The following is a 23,647-nucleotide window of genomic DNA, read 5'->3' as shown; positions in this document are numbered from 1 at the left end:
GAACCGCCGCAGCGCTGGCGACATATATTCATCAGAGAGAAGTCATCGGGCCGCCGCGCAAGTTTGCGTCACAGCCCGCACACCCGGCAGCAGGCTTGAAAGAAGTTCTCCTTGCAGTCGGATCCAACACCTCGAACATAACCGGATTGCGTGTGCATGCCCGCCGATCGCGTCGCGAGAAGTGGACACGGTACCGCGATTACAACGAAGAACACTTATCATGCCGAACGATATTCCGAGATTCTCGCCCTCCGTCCATCAACCTGACTTCCAGCCGTCGCATACGCCGCCTCCACGACCGGGGGTGCAATCGGTATATCAGAATATCCAAGCTAACTTCAGGCCTTGGCATCGCCAGATCCTGGCATCTAACGAACAGATAAATGCCAACCTTGCATTCATACTAGAACATCCGACAAGATTCGAGAGCGCTACGGGAGCGAAAAGAACGGATGCGATGAAAGCGAATCTGGTCGAGATACTGGCCCAGGTGAGTAATCAACTTGAAGCATATGCACAGAAGGTAGCTGGCGATCTACAGAGAATGGGCGCCGCCATCCAGCATGACAGCGTCAGACCAGTGGTGCAGAAAGAACCGCACCATTTTAGGCGACAAGCCGAAGCGTCTGTCGATGGATCTGGCTCGTCCGGTCGCGCCGTTCCTCTGCAGAATAGGCCAGCCGATGTAAGCGCCAGGGATGATGAACGCGACGCCAAAGGTCCGAGCGACGAAGAAAAACGGGCGATGATGGAGATAATCACCCAAAGCACGAACGCCATGATAAAAACCACCAAGAGAAGCGTGTATAACCCGGTGTCGAACCAGCCCTGGCGGCGTAACCACCATGTCACCGAGGCCGAAGTCCATGACGACGCTGAGTCGCTCATTGACGAGAACCATCCGTACCAGGACAGCGACAATCAGTCCTTCAAGGATCACCCGATTGCGTCGCCGACCGATCGATTTGGCGGCGAGGGAGATTATTTCCGTCCCCAAAAGAAGAATTTCGACCAGCTTTACGATGTGTCTGATGCGGAAGAGAGCGATGCCGAGGATATCCCCCCTCCCAAGGCATTCCGGCCCCGGGAAGTTGCGGGACATGGCGATGCCGAGGAGTCGCCGCCGCCGATGCCGCCCCGGCCTCGCGTCACGCCACCTGCGCCCAACGCCGATGACATGACCAAGCAATTTGGCATCCCGCCATTGCATCCATCGCAAAGGCATCGTTATCCGTCACGAGGCGACAGCGTGACGTCCAACGCGGCGCCTGCGTCAATCGCGCAACGACCCGTGCCGCCTGTGCCCGCCGGCGTCGACCGGCAGACTGTTGGCTTGCAGTCATCGGCGCCAGGCCCGATGAGCGGGATCAAGCGTAAAGCCGCGCCTCAGGTCCAGGCGCCGCTGCAATCCTCGCCGCCGACGACGATCCCGGCCCATGTGAATGATTGGGTCAAGCAGTCCACGGATAAGGAAGCGGAGTTGCTGTTCCTGGCCCTGGCCTCAAGACTGAGGCGGGCCGTGTGAGCCAATCTTTCCCGATGACGCGGGCCGGACCTTGGGTCATCGTAACAATGCAATGGTTGCTGGTCCGGTTTTCGGCCTCGATTGATGTGCCATTTGATGCGACATGGAGCGTATAAATGAAATTACTTGCAAAAGAGTTGCAGCCTGTCCGTCCTGAGCCGCCGATGACCGCGGCGCAGGCGAAGGAGATCATCGATCGCGCCAGCAAGGACGAACACATGTCGGCAGAGCTGGATGCGCTGCGACTGAAATGCTGCATGTTCATCGACAACCTGATGCGCGACGTCAACCTGGACCTGGCGGAAAAGCAGAAGCGCACGCCGGCCTTGTTGAAGAGCCCGCAGCAGGCTTCGCCTGCCTCCCCGGCCTCGTTGCGCTCGGCTTCGCGTGACCGCGAGGCCATGGCGCGCAAGCGGCGCGAGCTGGCCGAGGCGATGGTGCTGGGCGCCTTGTTCAATCTGGACAATCCGCAATGGGACCCGCGCGATCCCGGCACCGCGCGTGCCGAGGACAACTTCCTGGTGGCCCTGGTCAAGAGCGCTTTCAAGTAACCGATGGAACCGGAGCCGCCGTTGGCTCACTCAATGCCAGACGAACATGTTTTTGATGGAGCAAGATCATGCATGAACTGCGCATTCTGAACGGTTACCATCGCGGCGCCACGCTGCCGCTGCCGGAGCCGGGCGACCATAGCATCGGCGCCGACGAAGATGCGGACGTGGTGCTGGCCGATCCCGGCATCCTGGCGCGACACGCCACCTTTACCCTTGCGGCCGGCGGCTGGACGCTGGCGGCCGCCGACGGCGCCATTCGCGACGCCCATTCCAATGCGACGCCGCCGCAGCTGGCGCTGTCGTTCGGCGATTTCGCCCGCGCCGACCGTATCTGGCTGACCGTGGTGGACGACAGCGCCCCGTGGAGCGATCCGCCGCCCGAGCCGCAAGACCAGCCGGAGGCGAGCGTACCGGACGAGGGTGAGACGGCGACGCCCGAGCAAGAGCAGGAGGAGCAGACGGAGGCGGACGCTGACGCGCCCGATGCCATCGCCGCCGAGGACCTGTTCGACCCCAACCAGGAACAGGCGCTGGAAGCGGCGCAGCAAGGGCCGGCGCCCGCGGACCAGGCCATCATCGGCGATGGCGGCGAACGCCATGGGCGCGGCTATCGCATGGTGCTGGTTGTCTTCGTGGCCGCGATCGCCTTGTCGGGCGCCGCGGCCTACGGCTTGACCAGCCATCCCGACGTCACTGCCAAGGAAGCATTGGCGCGCCAGGCCGAGTTCAAGCGCCTGGCTGCCTTGCCGCGCCAACTGCCTGCCGACGAGTTGGAACTGGCGCTGCGCAAGCGGCTGGACCAGGTCGACCTGCTCAACCGGGTCACGCTCGATCTGGGGCCGCGCGAATGGATCATTCGCGGCGCGCTGGGCGAAGACGATGCCGAGCGGCTGCAGCGCATGCTGCGCGCCTTCGCCAAGTCCTACGTGATCGGTTTCCCGATCAGCGTCAAGATCGGCAACGCCGAATCGATGCTGCCGTTTCGCATCAGCCAGGTGATGACCGGCAACGATCCCAGCATCGTCACCGACGATGGACGGCGCCTGTACGTGGGCGACGAATATCGCGGCGTGCGGCTGGTGGCGGTGGCCGGCAACCAGCTCAAGTTTTCAGGCAAGCACGCCTTGAACGTGTCATGGTGATCGCATCGTCCGCTTTTCGCGATGACGTCGGCGCGCGCCTGGCGCAACTGCGCGCGCGCGTGCCGGACTGGCAGGCCGGCCTGCCGCTGCGCCCCGGCTTTACCAGCCAGGGGCGGGTGGCGCAAGTGCTGGGCACGCTGATCGAGGCGCACATGCCGCCGGTGCAGATCGGCGAACTGTGCAACCTGTTCAACCCGGAGCAGCCCGGCAAGACCATGCTGGCCGAGGTGGTGGGCTTTACCGACAAGGCCTCGATCCTGTCGGCGTTGAGCCCGCTGGAAGGAGTCTCCACCCAGACCGTGATCGAGCCGCTGCGGCGCGCCCATTCCATCGAGGTGGGCGACCATCTGTTCGGGTGCGTGCTCGATGGCTTCGGGCGCTGGATGTTCCGCGCCCCTGCCGCCAGCGAGAACGTGGCGACCTGGAAAGCCATGTCGCCGGTCATCCGCGACGCTCCGCCTGCGACCAGCCGGCCGCGCATCTCCACGCCGCTGGCTACCGGAGTGCGCGCCATCGACGGCTTGCTGACCATGGGCATCGGCCAGCGCATCGGCGTGTTCGCCGGCCCCGGTTGCGGCAAGACCACGTTGATGGCGGCCATCGCGCGTGGCTGCCAGGCCGACGCCATCGTGTTCGGGCTGATCGGCGAACGCGGCCGCGAACTCAACGAATTCCTCGACCACGAGCTCGACGCCGAGCTGATCCGCAAGACCGTGGTGGTGTGCGCCACCTCCGACCGCACCTCCATGGAACGCTCGCGCGCCGCCTTTACCGCCACGGCGATTGCCGAAGGCTTTCGCGACCGCGGCAAGAAAGTGCTGCTGCTGGTCGATTCGCTTACCCGTTTTGCGCGCGCCCAGCGCGAGATCGGCCTGGCGGCGGGCGAGCCGCCGGCGCGCGGCGGCTTCACGCCCTCGGTCTATACCATGCTGCCGCGCCTCATCGAGCGCGCCGGCGGCACCCCGCAGGGATCGATCACCGCCATGTACACCGTGCTGGTGGACGGCGAATCGGCCTCCGACCCGATCGGCGATGAAGCCAAATCGCTGCTCGACGGCCATATCCTGCTCACGCGCAAGCTGGCCGAGCAGGGGCATTATCCGGCCATCGACGTGCTGGCCAGCATCAGCCGCGTGATGAGCAACGTCACCACGCGCGAGCACCGCGGGGCGGCCTCGCAGTTCCGCGAACTGATGGCCCGCTACCAGGAAATGGAATTGCTCATCCGCCTGGGCGAATACAAGTCCGGCGCCGATCCGGTGGCCGACCGCGCCATGGCCTTGCGGCAGGAGCAATTGAGCTTTCTGCGGCAAGACACCAGCACCAGTTCCGATTTCGAGCAAGCCATCGATACCCTGATGGGCATGGCCGAATGAGAGGCGCCAGCGGATTCGGCGCCAGGCCGGCCAGGCGCGAGGTGATCGACGTGCCCGAGCCGCGCCGGCCGGACCGCCGGCTCGACCAGCTGCTGCATGTGCGCAAGCAACGCCTGAGCCGCCTGGAGCGCGAACGCAATGAGGCGCGCACGCGATGGCGCGCACTGCGCGCCGACCTGACCCGCCAGAAGCAGGCGGCGCGCCAGGCCAAGATACGCGCCCATGAAGAATGGCTGGCGGCGCGCTCGGCGTTCTTCAGCATGGCCTTGACCAATGGCGAATTCAGCCGCGCCAAGACCGTCTACGAAAAGATGAAGACCCAGGCCGACGTGCTGCACATCGAATGCCGCGCGCATGCCGCCCGCTGCCGCGCCTCGGGCGTCGAATTCTTTCTGGCCAGGCAGCGCGCGACCGATGCCACCCGGCAGCAGGAAAAGTTGGGCCTGCTGCGCGACGAAATGAAGGCGGCGCTGCTGGCGCAAAACGCGGAGGCGTAAGCATGGCCCTGATCCCGATCTTTTCGCTGTTGAACGAATCCCCGCCCGGCGCGCCGCCGCCCAAGCCGCGCCGGCCGGTGCTGCCGCCCAGGCCGGTGGCGCTGCCGGCGCGCGAGGACGCAGCCGAACCGCGCCCGGCGCCGCGCCAGGCGCAGCCGCAGCGTGCCGCCACCGCCACGCGCGGCGCGGCGCCAGGCAGCGCCAGGGCAGGCGCGCGCCAAGCCGCCGAACGCGAGCAGCGCGACGCCGGCGCCGGCGCCGGCCACGATCAAATGCCGCCGGACCAGGGCGGCCTGATGCCGCTGCCGCCGCAAACCGGCGGCGGTGGCGGCGGCCAGCAAGGCGATACACAAGGCGACACGCAAGGCGAGGGGGCGCAAGATATGGGCAGTGGCGGCACGGGGGCCGTCCTGGCAAGCGGCGAGCTCGATTGCGACATGTTGGCCGCACTGCTGCCGACCGAGGGCGATGACGGCATCTTCGAAGTGCTGCTGCCCGACGGCACCAGGCTGGGCGTGGCGGTGGATATCGGCGAACATCATGTTGCCTATTTGCTCAGCCCCTCCTCGGAACAGTTCCGTGCGCAAATAAATAAGAAAAAAATGGAACTGCAAAAAGCCCTGATGCAACGTATGCAGACAGATGTCAGGCTTACGGTGCTGTAGAGCGGGCGGGCTGCGGTCGCAGTGGCATGGCGACATGGCTTGACCGGTTTGCGCCGTGGCCTGTGCCGATCCACTCGCATCCACAGGCTTTCATGTCCGATCTTTCCCAAGATTTTTCTTCGTCAGGCGCCCGGCGCTGGGACTTGCTGGCCGACGCGCCGGTGGTGCCGCGTCCGCAGGCCGAACTGAGCCGGCTGGTCGGGCGCGGCATGCGCCTGGCCTGGCCGGGCGCCGCCGAACTCCTGGTGTTGCCTGCCGCCGCGGGCAATACGCAGCGCCCGGGCGTGCAGTTGGAGCTGGCCGCCGGCGCGCTGCTGGTGGCCGATGGCGAGCGCCTGGTCAATGCCATGTGCGGCATCGACATCGCTGCCGCCCCGCTGGATGGCCAGGCTTGGCCGAGCTGGTTGGTCGGGGCCATCGCCGGCCGTCTGCAAGACACCCCGCTGGCCTGGCTGCAGGGGCTGCGGCCAGTCGCTCCCGAGACCGGAACGGACGGCCTGCTGCCGCTCGGGCTGCGCCTGCGCGATGGCCGGCATGCCGTCGATACCACCGGCTGGGCGCCGCTGTCGCTGTGGCAGGCGATGCTGCGCGAGGCCACGCCGCTGCGGCTGCCGCGCGCGCGCTGGCTGCCGCTGGCGGTGAGCGCCAGCGTGCCGCTGGCACGTCATCGCATGCCGCGCGCGGCGTTCGATGCGCTGCGCTGCGGCGATCTCATCTTGCCGGATTCGCCGTGTTTCGACATCGACGGCACGGGACGCCTGCTCCTGGCCCAACGCCGCTGGCGGGTGCAATACCTGGATCGCCAGCGCCTGCAAATATTGTCAGAGGAGGAAGACGTGGACTACCAACAGTACGATGAAGCACGCGACGAACACGATCAGGATCTCGCCGGCGACGGCGCACAGGAGCAGCCCGATGCTGACCAGCCGGACCCGGCGGAAGCAGTGCCGGACGAGGATCTGTATCGGGACGATGACGCCGCCGATCGCATCGACCGGCAGCTGGCCGAGCCGGACCTGGACGCCGATGGCCAGAGCGAGGCCGATGCCGCCTTGGACCGGCCGCGCCCGGCCAGTGCGGACAAGCTGAGCGGCCAGATCGCGATGTCGCTGCGTTTCGAACTGGGGCGCTTGAACCTGACGCTGGACCAGCTCGGCGCGCTCGGCGAGCAAAGCGTGCTGGTGCTGCATGACGCCTCGCCGCAGTCGATCGCCATCAGCGCCGCCGGCGTGCAGGTGGGACGGGGCGAGGTGGTGGCGGTGGACGGCCGGCTGGGTGTGCGCATCACCCAGTGGAGCGGGGCATGCTGAGCGGGCAGTTCGATGTCGTTTCCTTTTCGGTGCTGCTGGCGCTCATGGCGCTGGTGCCATTGATGGTCGTGACGACCACCTCTTTCCTGAAGATATCGCTGGTACTGCTGGTGCTGCGCAACGCCATCGGCGTGCAGCAGGTGCCGCCCACGCTGGCCATCTACGGGATCTCGCTGGCCTTGTCGGTGTTCATCATGGCGCCCACCGTGCAGGAAGTCGGCAAGCGCGCCATGGCGGTCGACAGCACGCATCCGGCCGCTTCGCGCAGCACGCCGATTCTGCAGCGAGCGCAAGATTCCTTCGATCCGCTGCGCCAGTTCATGCTCAAGATGAGTCGCGCCGAGCAGCGCGAGATGTTCCTGGCCTCGGCCAAGAAGCTGTGGCCCAAGGAAGCCGCCAAGGATGCCCAGGCCACCGACGCCCTGATCCTGATCCCCGCCTTCGTGGTGTCGGAATTGCAGACCGGGTACGAGATCGGCTTCCTGATCTACATCCCGTTCGTGGTGATCGACCTGTTGATTTCCAACTTGCTCATGGCGCTGGGCATGCAGCAGGTGAGCCCGCAGACCATCACCATTCCGCTCAAACTGTTGCTGTTTACGCTGGTCGGCGGCTGGGCCAAGCTGCTCAACGCCCTGGCCATGTCTTACCTGTAACGCGCCCGACGCGCGAATTCACCTCACCCAACTCCAGGAGCCGGCATGACCGATACCATCACCTATTTCCAGCAAGGCCTCTGGATGGCCGTCATGATGTCGGCGCCGCCGCTGCTCATCGCCACCTTATGCGGCATGGGGGTGTCGCTGATCCAGGCCGTCACCCAGATCCAGGACCAGACGCTGCCTTACGTGGTCAAGCTGGTGGCGGTGGCGGTGACGCTGGCCGGCATGGGGCGCTGGATCGGGGTGGAGATGATCCGCCTGGCGGAGCTGGCCTTCACCATGATTCCCGACATCGGACGTTGAACAGATGCCGACCTCGCTGCTGCTCGACATCAATGCCGTGCTGGTGACCATGGCCCTGGTCACGCCGCGCGTGCTGGTGTGCCTGGTGATCCTGCCCGGCTTCGGCCTGAACGTGCTGACCGGCATGGCCAAGAACGCCGCGGCCATGGCGATCGCCTTGCCGGCGGCGCTGCCGACCTTCTACTTCGTGCAGCGCAACGCGCCGGACATGCTCACTTCGGGCGTGATCGTGTTCAAGGAAGCCATCATCGGCCTGATCTTCGGCATCCTCATGGCCATTCCGCTGTGGGTGGTGCAGTCGATCGGATCGATCTTCGACAGCCAGCGCTCGCCGATCCAGATCCAGGCCAACAACGCCTCGGTCGACCGCGACGCCAGCGCCATCGGCGCCATGCTGTTGCAGGCGGTGGTGCTGGTGATGGTGCAAGCCGGCATGTTCACGGCCATGGCGCGCATCCTGATCGAGAGCTATGCGGTATGGCCGGCGTACGAACTGATGCCGCCGTTCGAACCTGGCCATTTCGACATCGTCATCAAGCGCTTTGGCGAATTGCTCTGGTACATCGTGGTGTATGGCGCGCCGGTGCTGATTCCCCTGGTGCTGATCGAATTCGGCTTCGCCATCATCGGAGTGTTTGCCTCCAACCTGCAGGTCTCGTTCGCCTCGGCCCCGATCAAGAGCCTGGTGGGCCTGGTGATCCTGCTGCTCTACTGGTCCACGTTTTCCCATTACGTGGCGGGAGATTTCGCCCATCTGCTCGACCTGGCGGCGAGCATGATGGAAATACCTTGATCGCGGGGAGGATGCATGAGCGACGAAAAGAGCGAAGAGCCGACCGACAAGAAGATCGAGGATGCCAAGGAGAAGGGCCAGATCGCCGTCAGTCGCGATCTGGCCCGGCTGGCCACGCTGGTGGTGGTGATGGAAACGGTGCTGGCGACCGAATCGCTGTGGCGCGGGGCCTTGTTCAATATCATGAACGGCGGCATCGAAGGCGTCGGGCAGGATTTCCGCACCGTGGTGGAAAACCAGCTGACCGCCTCGCTGACCTTGCTGGCGGTATTCTTCGCCGCCGCCTTCATCATCTGCCCGGTGGTGGCGGTGGCAGCCCATTGGGGGCAGTTCGGCGTGCTCATCGCCACCGAGTCGCTGCAGCCCAAATTCGACAAGCTCAATCCGGTCAACGGCCTCAAGCAGCTGGTGTCCAAGAAAAAGCTGGTCGAGCTCCTGATCACGGTGGGCAAGGCCGGCCTGATCGCCTTTCTGATGTACAGCGCCATTCGCGGCCAACTGGCCAATATCGTTACGCTGGCCGGCGGCGAGCCCAAGGATATCTACGAAGCCGTCCTGACGCTGATCCGCTCCATCTTCCACATGATCGCGGTGGTGTGCCTGGTCTTGGGCGCGATCGATTTCGCCGTGCAGAAGTACTTCCACAAGAAAGAACTGATGATGGACAAGGAAGAGATCAAGCGCGAATTCAAGGAATCCGAAGGCGACCCCATGATCAAGGGACAGCGCAAGCAGCTGGCGCGCCAGTGGGCCAACGAAGCGCCCGCGGCCAAGACCGAGAACGCCAATGCGGTGGTGGTCAATCCCACCCACTTCGCGGTGGCCATGTTCTACGACAGCGCCGAGGCCATGGTGCCGATGGTGCTGGCCAAGGGGAAGGACGACGTGGCCCAGGCCATGATCCGGCGCGCCCATGAATGCGGCATCCCGGTGATTCGCCACGTCTGGCTGGCGCGTACCTTGTACGCCACCTGCCGCGACGACACGGCGGTGCCGCGCAGCAGCTACCAGGCGGTGGCGCAGGTGTACGCGGTGGTGCACGAAATGCTGGCCAGCGGCGACACCCGGCGCGTGGTGGAGCTGGAGTCGCTGGGCGAGCCGCCGGCGCCGGTGGCCTTATAGGGAGGATGCATGGCCAATCCGCACGATATCGTCGACCCCACCGCACTGCATCCCGAACGGCTGGCGCCGGGCGAGGCCCGTAACCGGCGCACGCGCCACGAAATCGAGCTGCGTATCGTGGCCCATCGGCGGCAGGCGGCCGCTGAACGGCAGGCCGACATCGAGGCCGGCGCCGATGCCGCCGCGCCCGACAGCGGCCAGTCGCTGATCGGCGCGCTGGCCGATGGCGCGCCGCCCGCGCGGGGCGGCGACGATATCCTGAGCTGGTCGCTGACGGCGGTCTTTCGTTTTGGCGGCGACCTCATCGCCGACGACGAGCCGGCATCGCAACGCCATGTCATCATCGGCAGCGGCGACCGCGCCCATCATCTGGCCATGGCGCCGGGAACGCCCGCACCGCAGCCACGCCGGCCCGGCGCCAGGCGCGACGCGCTGATCATGCCGCCCAAGCCAAAATCCAGGGCCGAGTGCCAACGGCGCTGCGGCAAGAACGGATTTTGCGATCCTTCCTCGGACCTGGGTTGCGGCGGCGAGCATTGCGGCAATCCGCTCATGCGCCATCCCGGCATGCTGTGACAGCGGCGTGCGCCGCTGGAACCTTCCCTTGCGGTTTCCCACTCAAGAACTGTTCAGTCAGATTTCGATGGAGTGGAAATATGCAGCAAGCACCATTGCAGCCAAGCATGACCCTGAACGACCAGTCCGCCGGCGCAGCCCGCAGCAACGGCCTGCACATGGACGTCCAGTCCGGCAGCGCTGAAGGCGAACATTTCAAGGCCATGTTCGAGCAGTACATGAACAAGGATGCGATGCGCATCAAGCCCAACACCAATTCGCTGGGCAGCGCGCTGGCGCAGCGCACCACCAGCCTGGCGTCCGAAATCAAGCAAGACCAGATGTATGTCTCCAAGTTGCTCGAGAAGGCCAGCGTCAGCGGCGACTCCATGCAGCTCATGCGCGCCATGATGGCGCTGAGCGACTACCAGATCCGCGTGCAGACGATTTCCAAGACCGTCTCCAAGGCGTCTTCCTCCGTCGATTCACTGACCAAGCTTCAATAACCGGAGGCATGCATATGCCGAAGACAAGCAATCTGCAGCCGCGCAGACCGGTGGCGCGCGGCATCCTGTTACGCGACCTGGCGCGCCTGGCCTGCCTGGTCATGCTGCTGGCGCTGTTGAGCGCTTGCTCCAGGATGGTCATCCTGCAGGCCGGATTGACCGATGCCGACGCCAACGAAATCATCCTGACCTTGAACCGCCAGGGGATCGAGGTCGACAAGCAGAAGGGCAAGGAAGGCGTCACGCTGCTGGTCAAGGACGTCGAGCTCTCGCGCGCCACCGAAACCATGACGGCGGCAGGGTTGCCGCGCCGCAGCCTGTCCAACCTGGGCGAAGTATTCAAGAAGCAGGGCATGATCTCTTCGCCCATGGAAGAGCGCATCCGCTACATCCACGGCCTGTCAGAAGAACTGGAATCGACCATGCTGCAGTTCGACAACGTGGTGGCGGCGCGCGTGCACGTGGTGCTGCCGGAACGCATTGCGCCGGGCGAGCCGATCCAGCCTTCTTCGGCCGCGGTGTTCATCAAGTACCGTCCGCCGCTGGATGAAGACGCGGTCATGCCGCGCATCCGCCGGCTGGTGGCATCCAGCATTCCGGGCCTGGCCGGCGAGGATGGGCGCAATAAGGTGTCGGTGGTGATGATGCCGGGCGAAGCGCCGGCGCCAGGCATCGAATGGACCATGTTCGGACCATTCACCGTGGCCGCGGCATCGGCTACCGGGCTGGCGCTGAGCTTCGGCCTGCTATTGATGACGGCCCTGGGCAGCCTGGGTTATATCGGATTGCAAAAGGCGCTGCGTCATCCACGGCTCAACCGCATGGTCGCCAAGTTGGTCGCGCGCCGCGCCGGGAAGGCAGCCGAGAAGGCAGCCGAGAAGCGGGCCAAGGCGCAGCAGAGCACGCAGGGTACGTGATGCAGGCGGCCTTGTCGGACGATTTCCTCGATTGGTGGTTTGCGCCCTGGGCGTATGGGGCGCTCGCCGCCGGCGCGGGCGTTATCGAGCAGGTGGCGGCCAGCGCACTGGGACGGCGCGACAGCTACCGTCACTGGTGCGAGCAACATGCCGTGTCTGCCGTGCTGCCAGCATCGGCAGACCTGCGCTGGCAGGGGGCGGCGCTGCGCGATGCGCAGCAATTCGCGTTGGCGGCCACCCTGTACGGCGGCTTGTTCGCCGCCCGCGCCCGGCGCACCGAAGAACTGGCGGCGCTGACGGCGCCGCACCGGCGCTGGTGCCTGAGCGTGGCGCTGACGCAGCCGCTGGCCGGATGGACCGCCGAGCTGCCCGGGCCGCTGGCCAACGCACGTACACGAGGTGCGCTGGAACTGGCGTTGCGGCTGGAGCAGGCGTTTCCCGGCATGTGGTCGCGGCTACGGCGGTTGCTGGCGCCTGGCGACGAGGTACAGATGGCGCCGCAATTGCGGCTGCCGCTGCCGGAGACGGCGCAGCTGCGCGAGCGCGAGCGCAATTGCTGGCAATTGTGCGTCGCGCGCGCGGCGGCGGCCTAGTGCCTGATAACAGGCACTTAGATCAGTGCCGAGAATGGAGCCCGGAACATCATGCAGCAAGAACCAGCAATGAAGTCTTTTTGCGTCGCTACGCTGGCGCTGCCGCAGTCGCTGCGCCCGCGTTTTGGGGTGGTGAGCTCGGATGCCTTCGCCGTGACCGACGATGTCGGCCAGGCTGCCGCGCGCATGCTGGAGCAAGCCCGCCGGCAAGCCGATGACCTGATGAAAAAGGCGCGCCGGCAGGCCGACCACCTGATGCGCGACGAACAGCGGCGCGTGGCCGAGGAGGCGACCCAACTGGTGCAGGTATTGCAGCAAATGCAATGCGAGGTGCTCGAGCAGGCGCAGGAATTGGCCATCGAGCTGGCCCGGCTGACATTCGATCGCCTGGTGCTGGAGACCACCGCGCGCGAACGGCTGGAAGCGGCTTGCCGGCGGGTACGCGCGGAGGCGCCGCCGAAACTGGCCGAGGCGGTAGCCTGGATGCATCCGCTGGACAAGGCCGAACTGGCCGCAGCCGACGCCATGGCATGGCAGATCAGGGAAGACGATCGCTTGCCGCGCGGCACCTGCCGGCTGGAGGCCGCCAGCGGCGAATGGCGCGCGCAGTTCGACCTGGCCGCGGCTGCCTTGCGCGCAGCGCTGGCGGAATTCGGCGCGCCTGCGGTCGAGCAGGACCACGTCGCCGGGCATGAGCATGAGCAAGGGGACGACTACCTGCACGCTCCCGCAGCGCATGGCCAGGACGAGGAACAGGAGCATGCCTACGAGAGCGGGGAGGAAGAGTAGGGCGCAGGCGCCCCATGGCGGAGATAAAAGTTGAGACTTTTGCGGGGCATGCGAGCGAACCGTACGGCAGGGCGAGGGCACATATCCATGCATTCCCATCTGTCAATCGTGAATCGGCGCGCCGGTTCGCTCACGTCAAGGAGAACGACCATGTCCGCCAACAGCCATCCTTATTTGCAGACGCTCGGCAAGCTGAACAATCGTTTCGAATCGACCGCCGACCAGCTGAGCGATTTCAACCGGCGCCAGGCTGACGGCGAACATCCCGATCCGGCCGAATTCATGGACTTGCTCAACAAGCAATCGGTCACGCGCACGGCCATGACCGCGCAGTTCGGCCTGCTGCAAAAGCCGCTCAAGACCGTCCTCAGCGAAACCCGTTAACCCATGCGTTCCGAAGAACTGGAGCAGTGGCTCTTGGCGCTGCCCCTGTCGGAACCGTGTGAAATCGACGGTGAACGGGTCTATTTCAACATTGCCGACGATGGCGCGGAGCTTGGCCTGATCTTGCTCCCGCGCCCATCCGACGCCCAGATCACCGAAGCCATCCGCGCCGGATTCCAGGGCGCCCTGGAGTTCGAGGCGGGCCTGGGCATCGGCGAGGATGGCGCATTGCTGCTCAATCGTTGGTTGCCCCAGGCCGAGACCTGGTTCGACGCAGCCGACGCGCTCGAGGATTTGCTCAACCAGGCCGGTCTGTGGCGGGCCGCCCTGGGATACGTCACGAAGACCGGCACTCGGCGGGATACTGGAATCAATCGGGCCGAAGAGCGCTTGCGCGCGGCCATCAAGGGGGACACACCATGAACGTCAGAGAAACCATCAAGTCCTGGAGCATGGGCACGCTGCTGGTCGTGCTGCTGCTATGGGGCACCACGCTGCATGCGGCGGTGCCGGCGGCATGGAAGGACGGTGGATTTTCCATCAACGCCAATGGCCTGACGGTGCGCGGCGTGCTGGAGGAATTTTCACGCACCTACGGCGTGCGTCTGCAGATGAGCGCCGAAGGCGGCCAGATCATCAAGGGCCGGGTCAAGGCCGACAACGGTGTGGAGTTCCTCAACCGATTGACCGGTTCCTACAAGATGCGCTGGTTTGTCTACAACGATACGCTGTACGTGGTGCCGTCGACCGACAATACCTCCTCGCGCATGCAGGTCGGCGACGATGCGGTGATGGATGCCAAGGCCGCGCTGGTCGGCCTGGGCCTGTTCGATGAGCGTTTCGGATGGGGCGAGTTGCCGGACGAAGGCGTGGTCATCGTCAGCGGCCCGCGCGCCTACGTGGACCTGGTGCGGGAGGTGCTCATGCCCACCGGCAAGAAGGAAAAACTGCGCGGACGGCAGGTCATGCTGTTTCGCCTGACCTATGCCACCGCCAATGACCGCGTCATCAATTCGCGCGGCAAGGCCGAGACCATCCCCGGCATCAAGACCATCCTCACCAATCTGCTCATGGGCGCGCAGGGCGGCGAAAAACTCACCGGCAGCAGCAGCAACCGCTTCGATGCCGACAGCCGCAAGCGTTCGCGCACCGGCAAGATCAACCGGGGCGAGTCGAGCGAAGGCAATTCAGGCAATGGCGAGCGTTTTTCGCCCCTGTTCGCCGCGCCCGGCAGCAACGGGCGCAACAACCTGATGGCTCAGGGCGCATCCCAGGGCGCTCAGGGCGACTATGACAATGGCGCGGGCGCCGGTAACGGACAGGACGGCGAGGGCAAGCACCAGCCGCCCCGCATCGAAGCCGATCCCACCCTCAATGCCATCATGATCTATGACGACATCGCCAAGAAAGAGATGTATGCGTCGCTGATCGCCCAGCTTGACGTCAAGCCCCAGCAGGTCGAGATCGAGGCGCTCATCGTCGATATCGACCGCAGCCGGCTGGCCGAGATGGGGGTGGAGTGGGGCGTGCGCGCCGGCGTGTTCGACACCATGGTCAACGGCACCACCACCCAGTCCAGCGGCACCAACCTGCCGTTGCCGGGCGCGACCCTGCTCATCAGCGATGCGGCGCGTTTCTATGCCCGCCTCAAGGCGATGGAATCGAACGGCGAGGCCCGCGTGCTGGCCACCCCGACCGTGCTGACGCTGGACAATGTGGCGGCGGTGCTGGACCTGAGCCAGAGCGCCTACGTATCGATGATCGGCGAGCGCGTGGCCGACATGTCCGATATCACGGCCGGGACCATGCTGCGCGTGATCCCCCGCATCATCAATGACGGCGGCAACACCCGGGTGCGGATGGAAGTCGATATCGAAGACGGTTCGCTGAACAACAACGACACCAATACCTCGACCACCACCAACGGCAGCGGCAGCACCAATATCGCCGCCAGCGTGACCCGTTCGACCATCAATACCCAGGCCATCATCGATGCCCAGCAGACGCTGATGATCGGCGGCTATCGCGCCGAGTCGCTGATCCGCAACAAGCAGAAGGTGCCGGTGCTGGGCGACTTGCCGTTGGTGGGCGGATTGTTTCGCAGCGAATCCAAATCCAACAGCACCCGCGAGCGACTGTTCCTGATCACGCCGCGCATTACCAGCTTCGACGGCACCCGCCTGGCATCCAATACGGCCGCCCGCGGCAAGGCAGCAACGACGCCGGCGCCATCGGCGCCAGGCATGCCGCCGATCCCGGTGCCGGCGCCAGCCAACAGTTCGCAGATATTGCCGGCGCCTGCGGCGGCGGCCACCTCCAGCAGCACGCCACCGGCCATGCTGCCCCTGCCGGCAAGTCCCCCGGCGCCGACCACGCAAGGCGCCACGGAAGAGCCGGCGCTGGCCAGCGCGGCGCCCGCCGGTGGATCGTTGATGGGGGTGCACCTGCCGCTGCGCAAGACCAGGAACCGTTGCGTCAGGCCTGCAGGCGCCGTCGGGATTCTCTAAAACTTATCATCTCGCAGCAAGGGAGCGCTACGGCGCTCCCTTGGCGTTTGCGGGGCCGCGGATTTTTTTGTCAGGCGGTGGAACCGCCGCGCGGCCAGTTTCACTCATGTTCAGAGACCCGAGAGTCAGGTAATGGCAGGACGGTCGGGCAACAGGAAACGACGGGCGGCAGCAGCGTAGTTGTTGTTTCGTCCAGTTCCGCAGCGGTCATATTTGTTGAGAATTTCACGCTCCGGTTTAGTTACACTGTGCAACATGTTGGGACGGAAAGCGCCGCAAACGCTGGCCGGGCAAGGATAGGGATCATCGCATGGCGTACCGCGCCGACGTTGAATTGTTCACTGCAATGGTGAGCAAGCGATGAAGAAGATGCAAAAGAATCAAGCAGCATTCGAAACTCGGGCAACAGCACATTTTCAGGATTTCAAGCGATTCCAGGTCGGGCAATTCCCGCGCCGTTTCGCGCCGGCGATCTTGCACATGCAAGACGCAGGGGACTTTGTTTGCCTTTTTTTAACGTTGTCGTTCAAGGGACGCGTCATGGTTCGCTCAAACATTGCAGGCAGCCGCCACGGCAGGCAGTTCAGGCTGGTGGCTTGCGCTTTTGTCGTCACGCTGGGATCGGGCTGGGCCAGCCAGGCCGCAGCACAAGCGGCGCTGCCGTCCATGAAGTACGTCGGCGCCGCGACCTTTGCCAGCGCCGAGGATAGCCGCTTCCAGCTGGTGGCCGGCGAGCCGGAACTGGATGACTGCGACCCGCTGCCGCTGGCCAGGTCGGCGTTCGGCAGCGACACGCTGGTGCTGGCCAAGGCCGATACCGACAAGAAGTCGCCCCGCGCGGCGCGGGCCGGCAAGAGCGCGCTCACCACCGAAACCCTGATCGATGCGGCGCCGATGGCCGCCGCGCCGGCAGCCATCGCCGTGGCCGCCGACGCCACCCGCACCTGGGAGATCGTGGTCTCCGACAAGACCCTCAACGCCACCATGGCGCGCTGGGCCGCCGCGGCCGGATGGCAGTTGCTGTGGGAGCTGCCGGTGGACTATGCCGTCGAGGCCCGCACGCAGGTCCGCGGCACGTTCGAAGAAGCCGTGTCGATCGTCGCCAGCAGCATGGAGTCGGCAGAAATCCCGATGAAAGCAGTCTTTTATCAAGGCAACAAAGTGTTGCGCATCATGGCCAAGGGGAGCGAATGATGAAGGCATATTCCAGCAAACTGCCGCTGCTGTTGCCGCTGGCGATCCTGATCGCCGGTTGCAGCGGGCTGGCCAGCAAGCTTGAGGGCCAGGTCGACCAGGAAGGCGAACGCGCCAGCCGCCTGAGCCGTGACGTGGGCCGCACCGCGCCCGGCACCGTCATGCCTTCGGCCCCGCTGGTCAGGCACGAAACCGGGATCTGGCTGGGCAAGACGCCGATCAAGCTGGGCCAGCCTTCGCTGCCGCCGATCTTCTATGAACCGACCACCTTTGATCGCACCATCAATTCGCTGACCGAACTGGCCGAACGGATCACCCTGCGCTCGGGCATACCGAGCAAGGTCAGCCCGGACGCGCTGGAAGTCTCCGGCGGCGCGTTCCGCTCACGCGGCGTCCCGGGCTTGCCTGGCCTGCCCGGTGCGGCGGGGCGCGGCGCACCCGGGACCATGTTGCCGCTGCCCGTGGGCACTCCCGGCGAAGGCATGAGCAGCCCTGTGCAGCCGGGACGCGGCCCGGCGGCCAATACCGGCCAGGCCCAGCCGACCTTCACCGACATGCCCAATGGCGTGCGCATCGCCTATAACAGCGGCTCGCTCAAGGGCTTGCTCGATACCGCCGCCGCCCGTTTCGGGGTGTCGTGGAAGTTCAGCGACGGCGTGATCCAGTTCTTCCACACCGAATCGCGCAACTTCCAGATCAGCGCCATTCCGGGTGACTCGACCTTCTCGGCCACCGTCACCAGCGGCGCGACCTCCACCGGCGGCGCCGGTGGCGGCAGCGGCAGCGGTTCCAGTAGCGGCAGCGGCAGTTCGTCCTCGGGCGTGAACGCCAACAATACCCAGAATACCCAGGTCGCCTCCAAGCTGTCGGTCTATACCGGACTGGAGTCGGCGATCAAGGTAATGCTGTCGCCGTATGGCAAGGTGCTGGCTTCGCCTGCCACCGGTTCCATCACGGTGGTCGACACGCCCGATTCGCTGGAACGCATCGCGTCCTACATCGATGGCGAGAACAAGTCGCTGTCGCGCCAGATCGCCATCAACGTGACCGTGCTGTCGGTCACCCTGAGCGATTCGGACCAGTACGGCATCAACTGGAGCGCCGTCTACCGCAGTCTCAACAGCAACTTCGGCATCTCCAACGCCTATGCCGGCGCCGCGGCCACCGGCCTGGTGTCGTTCACCGCCGGCATCCCGGCCACCGGGACCTCCAGGTTCGCGGGCAGCCAGGCGGTGATACAGGCGCTGTCCGAGCAAGGCCGGGTGCGGCGCCAGACCACCGCATCGGTGGTGACGCTGAACAACCAGCCGGTGCCGGTGCAGGTGGCGCGCCAGACCACCTACCTGCAATCGCTGCAAACCTCGCTGGTGGCGCAGGTCGGGTCGACCACGTCGCTCACGCCCGGCGTGGTGACGGCCGGTTTCAACATGAGCATCCTGCCGCACATGCTGACCAATGGCACCGTGATGCTGCAGTTCTCCACCGACATCTCGACGCTGCGGCGCATCCGCACCATCGTCGGCACCAGCGACTCCGACGGCAGGGTCACCTCGCAGATCGAGTCGCCCGAGCTGGATACCCGCAACTTCCTGCAGCGCGTGGCGATGAAGTCCAACGAGACCCTGATCATCAGCGGCTTCGAGCAGACCGACGACGACCTGGGCCGCTCGGGCGTCGGCGAGGCCAAGAACATGGTGCTGGGCGGCGGTTTCTCGGCATCCACCAACAAGGAGGTGATCGTGGTGCTGATTACCCCGGTGGCCATGGGTTCGGCGTCCTGAGGAAGATGACATGGCCGGCTATATCACCACCCTAGAGAAGCACAAGTTCGTTTGCGGCTTGTTCTGGCAGTCGCTGTCCAAGCCGCGCGAACTCAACCGTGAAGCCGCCGAACTGGGACGCCGGATCGATTCCGACCTGATGGTGGTCCGCATGGACCACACCACGGCCCAGGCCGGTTTTGCCCAGACCAGGGACGGCATCAAGCGCGGCATGTATTCGCTGGCCGCAGTGGTATCGAAGACGCTGGCCATCGAAGGCGCGTTCTACGACGGCGAGCAGCAACCGGTGCACAACTGGCTGGGCGCCTTCAAGCTGCCCGACGACCACTGGGTCTACTTCGCGGTGCGCGACGCCAACTTCCTGCCCAACGGCGACTTTGCCGGCACCAAGGAAGAGGTGCTCGACCGCTTGCACAACGATTACGCGCTGGGCGGCTGGAACGTGGTGCTGGGCGAGGACGAGTTGCGCTCGTTCGGCTTCCACAACTTCCAGCCGCGCGACATCAAGAGCTTCATCCCGCAGCGGTCGGACGGCAGCATCCGCATCCACAAGTGGTGGGGCATGCGCCAGATCGGCGGCCGCCCCAGTTGGGTGCCGATGGCCGCCGCCGCCACCGTGATCGGCGCCGTGGCGCTGGGCGGCACCTACGGATGGAAGATCTACCAGCAGAAGAAGGAAGAGCGCGAACGCGAGATCGCCATGCAGCAGGTGCGCGAAAGATTGGCGCGCGAAGCCTCGGTGGCCGCGCGCCCCTGGGCCAAGAAGGTCTCGCCGGTGAGCCTGGTGCAGAACTGCCAGAAACAGTTCACCCATCCCACGGCAGGCGGCTGGGTGCTGGAGTCCTATACCTGCACCCAGGAGGCGCAGACCTATGCATGGGGCCGGGGCATGTCGACCGTGGCCATGCTGCGCGAGCAGATGCCGGATGCCGCCGTGGAAGCGACGGGAGAGCGTGCCAGCTACGTGCGCCCGCTGAAATTGCCGGCGCCGCAGAACGAAGAATTGCAGGACAGCCGCAAGACGCTCGAGCCGTTGCTGTCGCGGCTGCAGATGATAGGGGTGCCGATCAAGGTCACGACCGCGCCGCCGCCGCAATTGAATGCGGGCGACCAGCAGTGGCAGCCCAACTGGCGCAGTTACCTTTTCAAGCTCGTCGCCGGCGGCATGGAGCCGCTGGAGATCGCCGAGATTCTCAACCGGCCGGGTGTGCGGGTCGACAAGGTGGTTTATCAAGGATCCCAGTGGATCATGGAGGGAACGATATATGCGAAATAAGACCGTTATTGCACTCAGGACCGCTGCCGCAATGCTGGTCGTGGCCGCTTGGACGGCGTCTCCCGCCCACGCCGAGAGCACCTCCGAGAGCCTGACCCGGATCGAGGCCGAGACCATGGTCTTGAAGGCGCGCGAAAAGCAGCTTGAAGTGCAGGCCAGCATCGTCACCAGGCAAAACGAGATCGCTGCCCGGCAAAGCGTGACGGCGGCGCTGAACCAGCCCGAGGTGGTGGGCGACCCGGTGGTGCGCGCCATCGAAGGCATTGGCGGGCGCATGTATGCCACCCTGCAATTGAGCGATGGCAGCATGGTCGATGTGCAGCAGGGCGATACCCTGCCCGGCGGCATGAAGATCGTCGCGGTGCACCCGCGCGAGGTACTGGCCTCCAGCAAGGGACGCCAGTTCCGCCTGGGCGCCTATGCGCCGGCGCTGACCGGATTCAATCCGAATTTTCCCGGTCCGGGCGTATCCCCGGTTGCCCGAGGAGCGGCAAGATGAAACTGCGCCTGCCACGACGCCGCGAGCAGCCGCAAGGCGCGTCCGCCGGCGCCCATGACGACGTGCCGCGCTTCGACGGCCTGCTGGTGCTGAGCCACAGCGGCCTGTTCGAGGCCAGCCAGGAAGAGCGCAAGCTGCTGTGCCTGTTGGGCGACGGCCGTCTGCTGGTCGTGGCCGGGCAAGAGCTCAATCCGCATGTCATGTCCTACCAGGGGCGGCTGGAGCGCCTGGGGCAGCCGTATCAGGTGGAGTCGAGCGGAGTCGAGGTGATCTACCGCATCAACCGCATCGGCGGCGTGTTGCCCGAGGAGCGCCACCAGGAACACACCATGATGCAGGTCACCGCCAAGGACCTGCTCAACAAGGCTTGCCGTTCGCGCGCCTCCGATATCCATCTCCGGGTACGCAAGAACTGCACCGAGATCTACTTTCGCATCCACAACGACCTGGTGCCGGTCGGCGGCCAGACCCGCGAATACGGCGAGCGCCTGCTGGCTACCCTGTATGGCGCCATGACCTCGGTCTCGGACAGCTCCTACAAGCCCACCGAGCGCCAGGACGCCGCCATCGCGGACCGCGACAAGCTGCCGCCGGCGCTGTACGGCGTGCGCATTGCCACCGTGCCCACCAGCGAAGGCTCGGTGATGGTGATGCGCCTGCTCTATAACGATGCCGGCGACAACATCGATTTGCGGCCGCTGGGCTTTTCCGAAGCCCACGCCGCCGCGCTGCAAAAGTTGAAGGAGCAACCGGTCGGCCTGAACATCATCAGCGGCCCCACCGGCTCGGGCAAGTCGACCACGCTGCAGCGGGTGCTGACCGGCGAGATCATCGAAGCCGAAGGCAAGCTGCACGTACTGACCATCGAGGATCCGGTCGAATACCCGATCGAAGGCGCGGTGCAGACGGCGGTGACCAATGCCGGCAGCGAAGAAGAACGCTCGCGCGCCTTTGCCGCCGCCATTTCCAATGCCATGCGGCTGGACCCCGACACCATCATGATCGGCGAAGTGCGCGACCGCGCCACCGCGCAGAACGCGCTGCGCGCTTCGATGACCGGCCACCAGGTGTGGACCACGGTGCACGCCAACAGCGCCCTGGCCATCGTCGACCGCCTGCTGGACCTGGGTTTGCCGGCCAGCCTGGTGGCCGACCACCATGTGGTGACCGGTCTGATCAGCCAGCGCCTGGTCAAGAAGCTGTGCCAATGCTGCCGGCAGCCGCTGGCGAAGCATCCCGAAGCGTTGCCGCCGGCCATGCTGGCACGGGTGCGCCAGGCGGTGTCGGCCAGCCTGGAAGGCGTTTGCGTGACCGGGCCTGGTTGCGATGAATGCAAGGGGCAGGGCACGGTGGGACGTTCGGTGGTGGCCGAGATCATCATCCCGGACGACCATTTCTTCCGGCTGGTGCGCCAGGGAGAGAAGACCGAGGCGCTGAAGTACTGGGTCAACGAACTGGGCGGCAGGACCATGCTGGAGCACGCCATCGAGAAAGTGGCGCGGGGCGAACTCGATCCGCGCATGGCCGAGCGGGTAGTGGGCCACCTGGTCTATGAGCACGCACCGGTGTTGCCCTTTCTGACCGTGGTGGAGGGACGCAGTGCTACCTGATATCAACCGCCTGTGGGCCAGGGCGCAATTTACCGACACGGCGCGGCTGCGGCTGTATCGCAAGATGTCCAAGATGCTCAGCAACGGCTTGCCGCTATTGAAGGTGCTGGAAGAACTGCGCGACCGTGAATCGCATAACGGCAAGAAGCCCAAGGAGCCGCTGGCCATCATCCTCGATGATTGCCGCCGCAGCGTGCAGAACGGACGGCTGCTGTCGGAAGCGCTGGACGGCTGGGTGCCGAAGTCGGAACAGATGATCCTGATGGCCGGCGAGCAGTCCGGCAAGCTGGAATCGACCCTGATCTCGGTGGTCAACGTGGTCCAGGCGCGCAAGAAGATCAACGCGGTGATCGTGGGCGGCATGGCTTATCCGCTGGCGATCCTGGGCCTGGTGCTGTCGTATATCTACCTGTTCGGGGCCAAGGTCATTCCGCAATTCACGACCATGATGGATCCCAACAAGTGGCAGGGGGCGGCGCGCTCGCTGTACCTGATGTCGCTGTGGGTACAGCACTGGATGGGATGGACGCTGTTGGGCATCGCCGTGGCGCTGGCGATCCTGTTCGTGTCGATGCCGCGCTGGCGCGGCAGCCTGCGCATCTGGGCCGATCGCGCGCCGCCGTATTCGATCTATCGCCTGATGGTGGGCAGCGGTTTCCTGCTGGCGTTCTCGGCCCTGCAAGGCGCCGGCGTGACAGTGGAAAAGGCGCTGATGCGCTTGTCCAGCGGCGCCCAGCCCTGGTTGCGCGAACGCTTGGACGGCGCTTTGCTGGGGGTGCGTTCGGGCCTGAACTGTGGCGAAGCGCTGCGCAATACGGGATATCAGTTTCCATCGAAGGAGGTGATCGACGATCTCTGCGTCTATGCGGAGTACAAGGGATTCGCCGACGCCTTGCAGCTGTTGGCGGATGAATGGATGGAGCAGGGGGTGGAAATCATTTCCCTGCGCATGAAGCTGGTCAACGGACTGGCGGTGGTCACCATGGCGGTGGTCATCGGCTGGCTGGTGATCGGGTTCTTCGGGATTCAGCAGGAAATTGCGGCACTTGCCCGCGCTCATTGATGGTCTTAACGCAGTTCTTTCTTA

General features: G+C 65.2%; 25 protein-coding genes. All 25 read left to right on the top strand.

The features are described from left to right. Positions 1-220 precede the first annotated feature (220 nt). Positions 221-1,525, top strand: coding sequence for a hypothetical protein (locus AC07N6_RS11585; RefSeq protein WP_494783309.1), 1,305 nt, complete (start codon positions 221-223; stop codon positions 1,523-1,525). Between the two features lie 116 nt (positions 1,526-1,641). After that, the gene (locus AC07N6_RS11580; protein WP_494783310.1) at positions 1,642-2,076 is read left to right on the top strand and encodes a hypothetical protein; all 435 of its coding nucleotides are present in this window, start codon (positions 1,642-1,644) and stop codon (positions 2,074-2,076) included. Positions 2,077-2,144: 68 nt separating this feature from the next. Continuing rightward, positions 2,145-3,221 carry an FHA domain-containing protein gene (locus AC07N6_RS11575; protein WP_494783311.1) on the top strand — a complete coding sequence of 359 codons (1,077 nt, stop codon included), beginning with the start codon at positions 2,145-2,147 and terminating at the stop codon, positions 3,219-3,221. Continuing rightward, a complete protein-coding gene (locus AC07N6_RS11570; RefSeq protein ID WP_494783312.1) occupies positions 3,215-4,597 on the top strand; it encodes a FliI/YscN family ATPase in 1,383 nt (460 codons plus the stop codon). Before AC07N6_RS11575 ends, AC07N6_RS11570 begins: the two co-directional genes overlap by 7 nt. After that, positions 4,594-5,094 carry a hypothetical protein gene (locus tag AC07N6_RS11565; RefSeq protein WP_494783313.1) on the top strand — a complete coding sequence of 167 codons (501 nt, stop codon included), beginning with the start codon at positions 4,594-4,596 and terminating at the stop codon, positions 5,092-5,094. Before AC07N6_RS11570 ends, AC07N6_RS11565 begins: the two co-directional genes overlap by 4 nt. Positions 5,095-5,096: 2 nt before the next feature. Continuing rightward, positions 5,097-5,759 (top strand): hypothetical protein, encoded by a 663-nt coding sequence (locus AC07N6_RS11560; RefSeq protein ID WP_494786257.1) that lies wholly within the window; start codon positions 5,097-5,099, stop codon positions 5,757-5,759. Positions 5,760-5,851: 92 nt separating this feature from the next. Continuing rightward, the gene (locus tag AC07N6_RS11555) at positions 5,852-7,069 is read left to right on the top strand and encodes a FliM/FliN family flagellar motor switch protein (RefSeq protein WP_494781977.1); all 1,218 of its coding nucleotides are present in this window, start codon (positions 5,852-5,854) and stop codon (positions 7,067-7,069) included. Beyond that, complete coding sequence (sctR, locus tag AC07N6_RS11550; RefSeq protein ID WP_494781976.1) at positions 7,063-7,725, top strand: type III secretion system export apparatus subunit SctR; 663 nt, start codon at positions 7,063-7,065, stop codon at positions 7,723-7,725. The genes AC07N6_RS11555 and sctR overlap by 7 nt, the downstream gene beginning before the upstream one ends. 45 nt (positions 7,726-7,770) lie before the next feature. Continuing rightward, entirely contained in the window at positions 7,771-8,034 is a 264-nt protein-coding gene (gene sctS / locus AC07N6_RS11545) for a type III secretion system export apparatus subunit SctS (RefSeq protein WP_494781975.1), read from the top strand. A 4-nt stretch (positions 8,035-8,038) separates the two neighbouring features. Next, positions 8,039-8,827 carry a type III secretion system export apparatus subunit SctT gene (sctT, locus tag AC07N6_RS11540; protein ID WP_494781974.1) on the top strand — a complete coding sequence of 263 codons (789 nt, stop codon included), beginning with the start codon at positions 8,039-8,041 and terminating at the stop codon, positions 8,825-8,827. 15 nt (positions 8,828-8,842) lie between these two features. After that, positions 8,843-9,949, top strand: a complete 1,107-nt coding sequence (gene sctU, locus AC07N6_RS11535; RefSeq protein WP_494781973.1) for a type III secretion system export apparatus subunit SctU — start codon at positions 8,843-8,845, stop codon at positions 9,947-9,949. Between the two features lie 9 nt (positions 9,950-9,958). Next, positions 9,959-10,525, top strand: coding sequence for a hypothetical protein (locus tag AC07N6_RS11530; RefSeq protein WP_494781972.1), 567 nt, complete (start codon positions 9,959-9,961; stop codon positions 10,523-10,525). An 80-nt stretch (positions 10,526-10,605) separates the two neighbouring features. Then, complete coding sequence (locus AC07N6_RS11525) at positions 10,606-11,010, top strand: EscF/YscF/HrpA family type III secretion system needle major subunit (protein WP_494781971.1); 405 nt, start codon at positions 10,606-10,608, stop codon at positions 11,008-11,010. Positions 11,011-11,024: 14 nt separating this feature from the next. Then, positions 11,025-11,927 carry a type III secretion system inner membrane ring lipoprotein SctJ gene (gene sctJ / locus AC07N6_RS11520; protein ID WP_494781970.1) on the top strand — a complete coding sequence of 301 codons (903 nt, stop codon included), beginning with the start codon at positions 11,025-11,027 and terminating at the stop codon, positions 11,925-11,927. Beyond that, a complete protein-coding gene (locus AC07N6_RS11515; RefSeq protein WP_494781969.1) occupies positions 11,927-12,520 on the top strand; it encodes a hypothetical protein in 594 nt (197 codons plus the stop codon). Before sctJ ends, AC07N6_RS11515 begins: the two co-directional genes overlap by 1 nt. A gap of 69 nt (positions 12,521-12,589) precedes the next feature. Beyond that, the gene (locus tag AC07N6_RS11510; RefSeq protein WP_494781968.1) at positions 12,590-13,309 is read left to right on the top strand and encodes a FliH/SctL family protein; all 720 of its coding nucleotides are present in this window, start codon (positions 12,590-12,592) and stop codon (positions 13,307-13,309) included. A 150-nt stretch (positions 13,310-13,459) separates the two neighbouring features. Continuing rightward, positions 13,460-13,693 carry a hypothetical protein gene (locus tag AC07N6_RS11505; protein ID WP_050468518.1) on the top strand — a complete coding sequence of 78 codons (234 nt, stop codon included), beginning with the start codon at positions 13,460-13,462 and terminating at the stop codon, positions 13,691-13,693. Between the two features lie 3 nt (positions 13,694-13,696). Then, positions 13,697-14,116 (top strand): hypothetical protein, encoded by a 420-nt coding sequence (locus AC07N6_RS11500; RefSeq protein ID WP_494781967.1) that lies wholly within the window; start codon positions 13,697-13,699, stop codon positions 14,114-14,116. Next, positions 14,113-16,200 (top strand): type III secretion system outer membrane ring subunit SctC, encoded by a 2,088-nt coding sequence (sctC, locus tag AC07N6_RS11495; protein ID WP_494781966.1) that lies wholly within the window; start codon positions 14,113-14,115, stop codon positions 16,198-16,200. The genes AC07N6_RS11500 and sctC overlap by 4 nt, the downstream gene beginning before the upstream one ends. Positions 16,201-16,740: 540 nt before the next feature. Continuing rightward, positions 16,741-17,394, top strand: a complete 654-nt coding sequence (locus AC07N6_RS11490) for a toxin co-regulated pilus biosynthesis Q family protein (RefSeq protein ID WP_494781965.1) — start codon at positions 16,741-16,743, stop codon at positions 17,392-17,394. Next, complete coding sequence (gene pilN, locus AC07N6_RS11485) at positions 17,391-19,175, top strand: PilN family type IVB pilus formation outer membrane protein (RefSeq protein ID WP_494781964.1); 1,785 nt, start codon at positions 17,391-17,393, stop codon at positions 19,173-19,175. The genes AC07N6_RS11490 and pilN overlap by 4 nt, the downstream gene beginning before the upstream one ends. Before the next feature lie 10 nt (positions 19,176-19,185). Then, positions 19,186-20,451, top strand: a complete 1,266-nt coding sequence (gene pilO2, locus AC07N6_RS11480; protein ID WP_494781963.1) for a type 4b pilus protein PilO2 — start codon at positions 19,186-19,188, stop codon at positions 20,449-20,451. Then, positions 20,441-20,950 carry a type IV pilus biogenesis protein PilP gene (gene pilP / locus AC07N6_RS11475; RefSeq protein ID WP_494781962.1) on the top strand — a complete coding sequence of 170 codons (510 nt, stop codon included), beginning with the start codon at positions 20,441-20,443 and terminating at the stop codon, positions 20,948-20,950. Before pilO2 ends, pilP begins: the two co-directional genes overlap by 11 nt. Then, a complete protein-coding gene (locus tag AC07N6_RS11470) occupies positions 20,947-22,560 on the top strand; it encodes a GspE/PulE family protein (RefSeq protein WP_494781961.1) in 1,614 nt (537 codons plus the stop codon). Before pilP ends, AC07N6_RS11470 begins: the two co-directional genes overlap by 4 nt. Beyond that, positions 22,550-23,623, top strand: coding sequence for a type II secretion system F family protein (locus AC07N6_RS11465; RefSeq protein WP_494781960.1), 1,074 nt, complete (start codon positions 22,550-22,552; stop codon positions 23,621-23,623). The genes AC07N6_RS11470 and AC07N6_RS11465 overlap by 11 nt, the downstream gene beginning before the upstream one ends. Positions 23,624-23,647: the final 24 nt, after the last annotated feature.

Source organism: Herbaspirillum sp. GW821-FHT09A12 (genome assembly GCF_059418325.1).
Note: the sequence above shows the minus strand (reverse complement) of the source record. Positions and strands in the feature narration are given on the sequence as shown.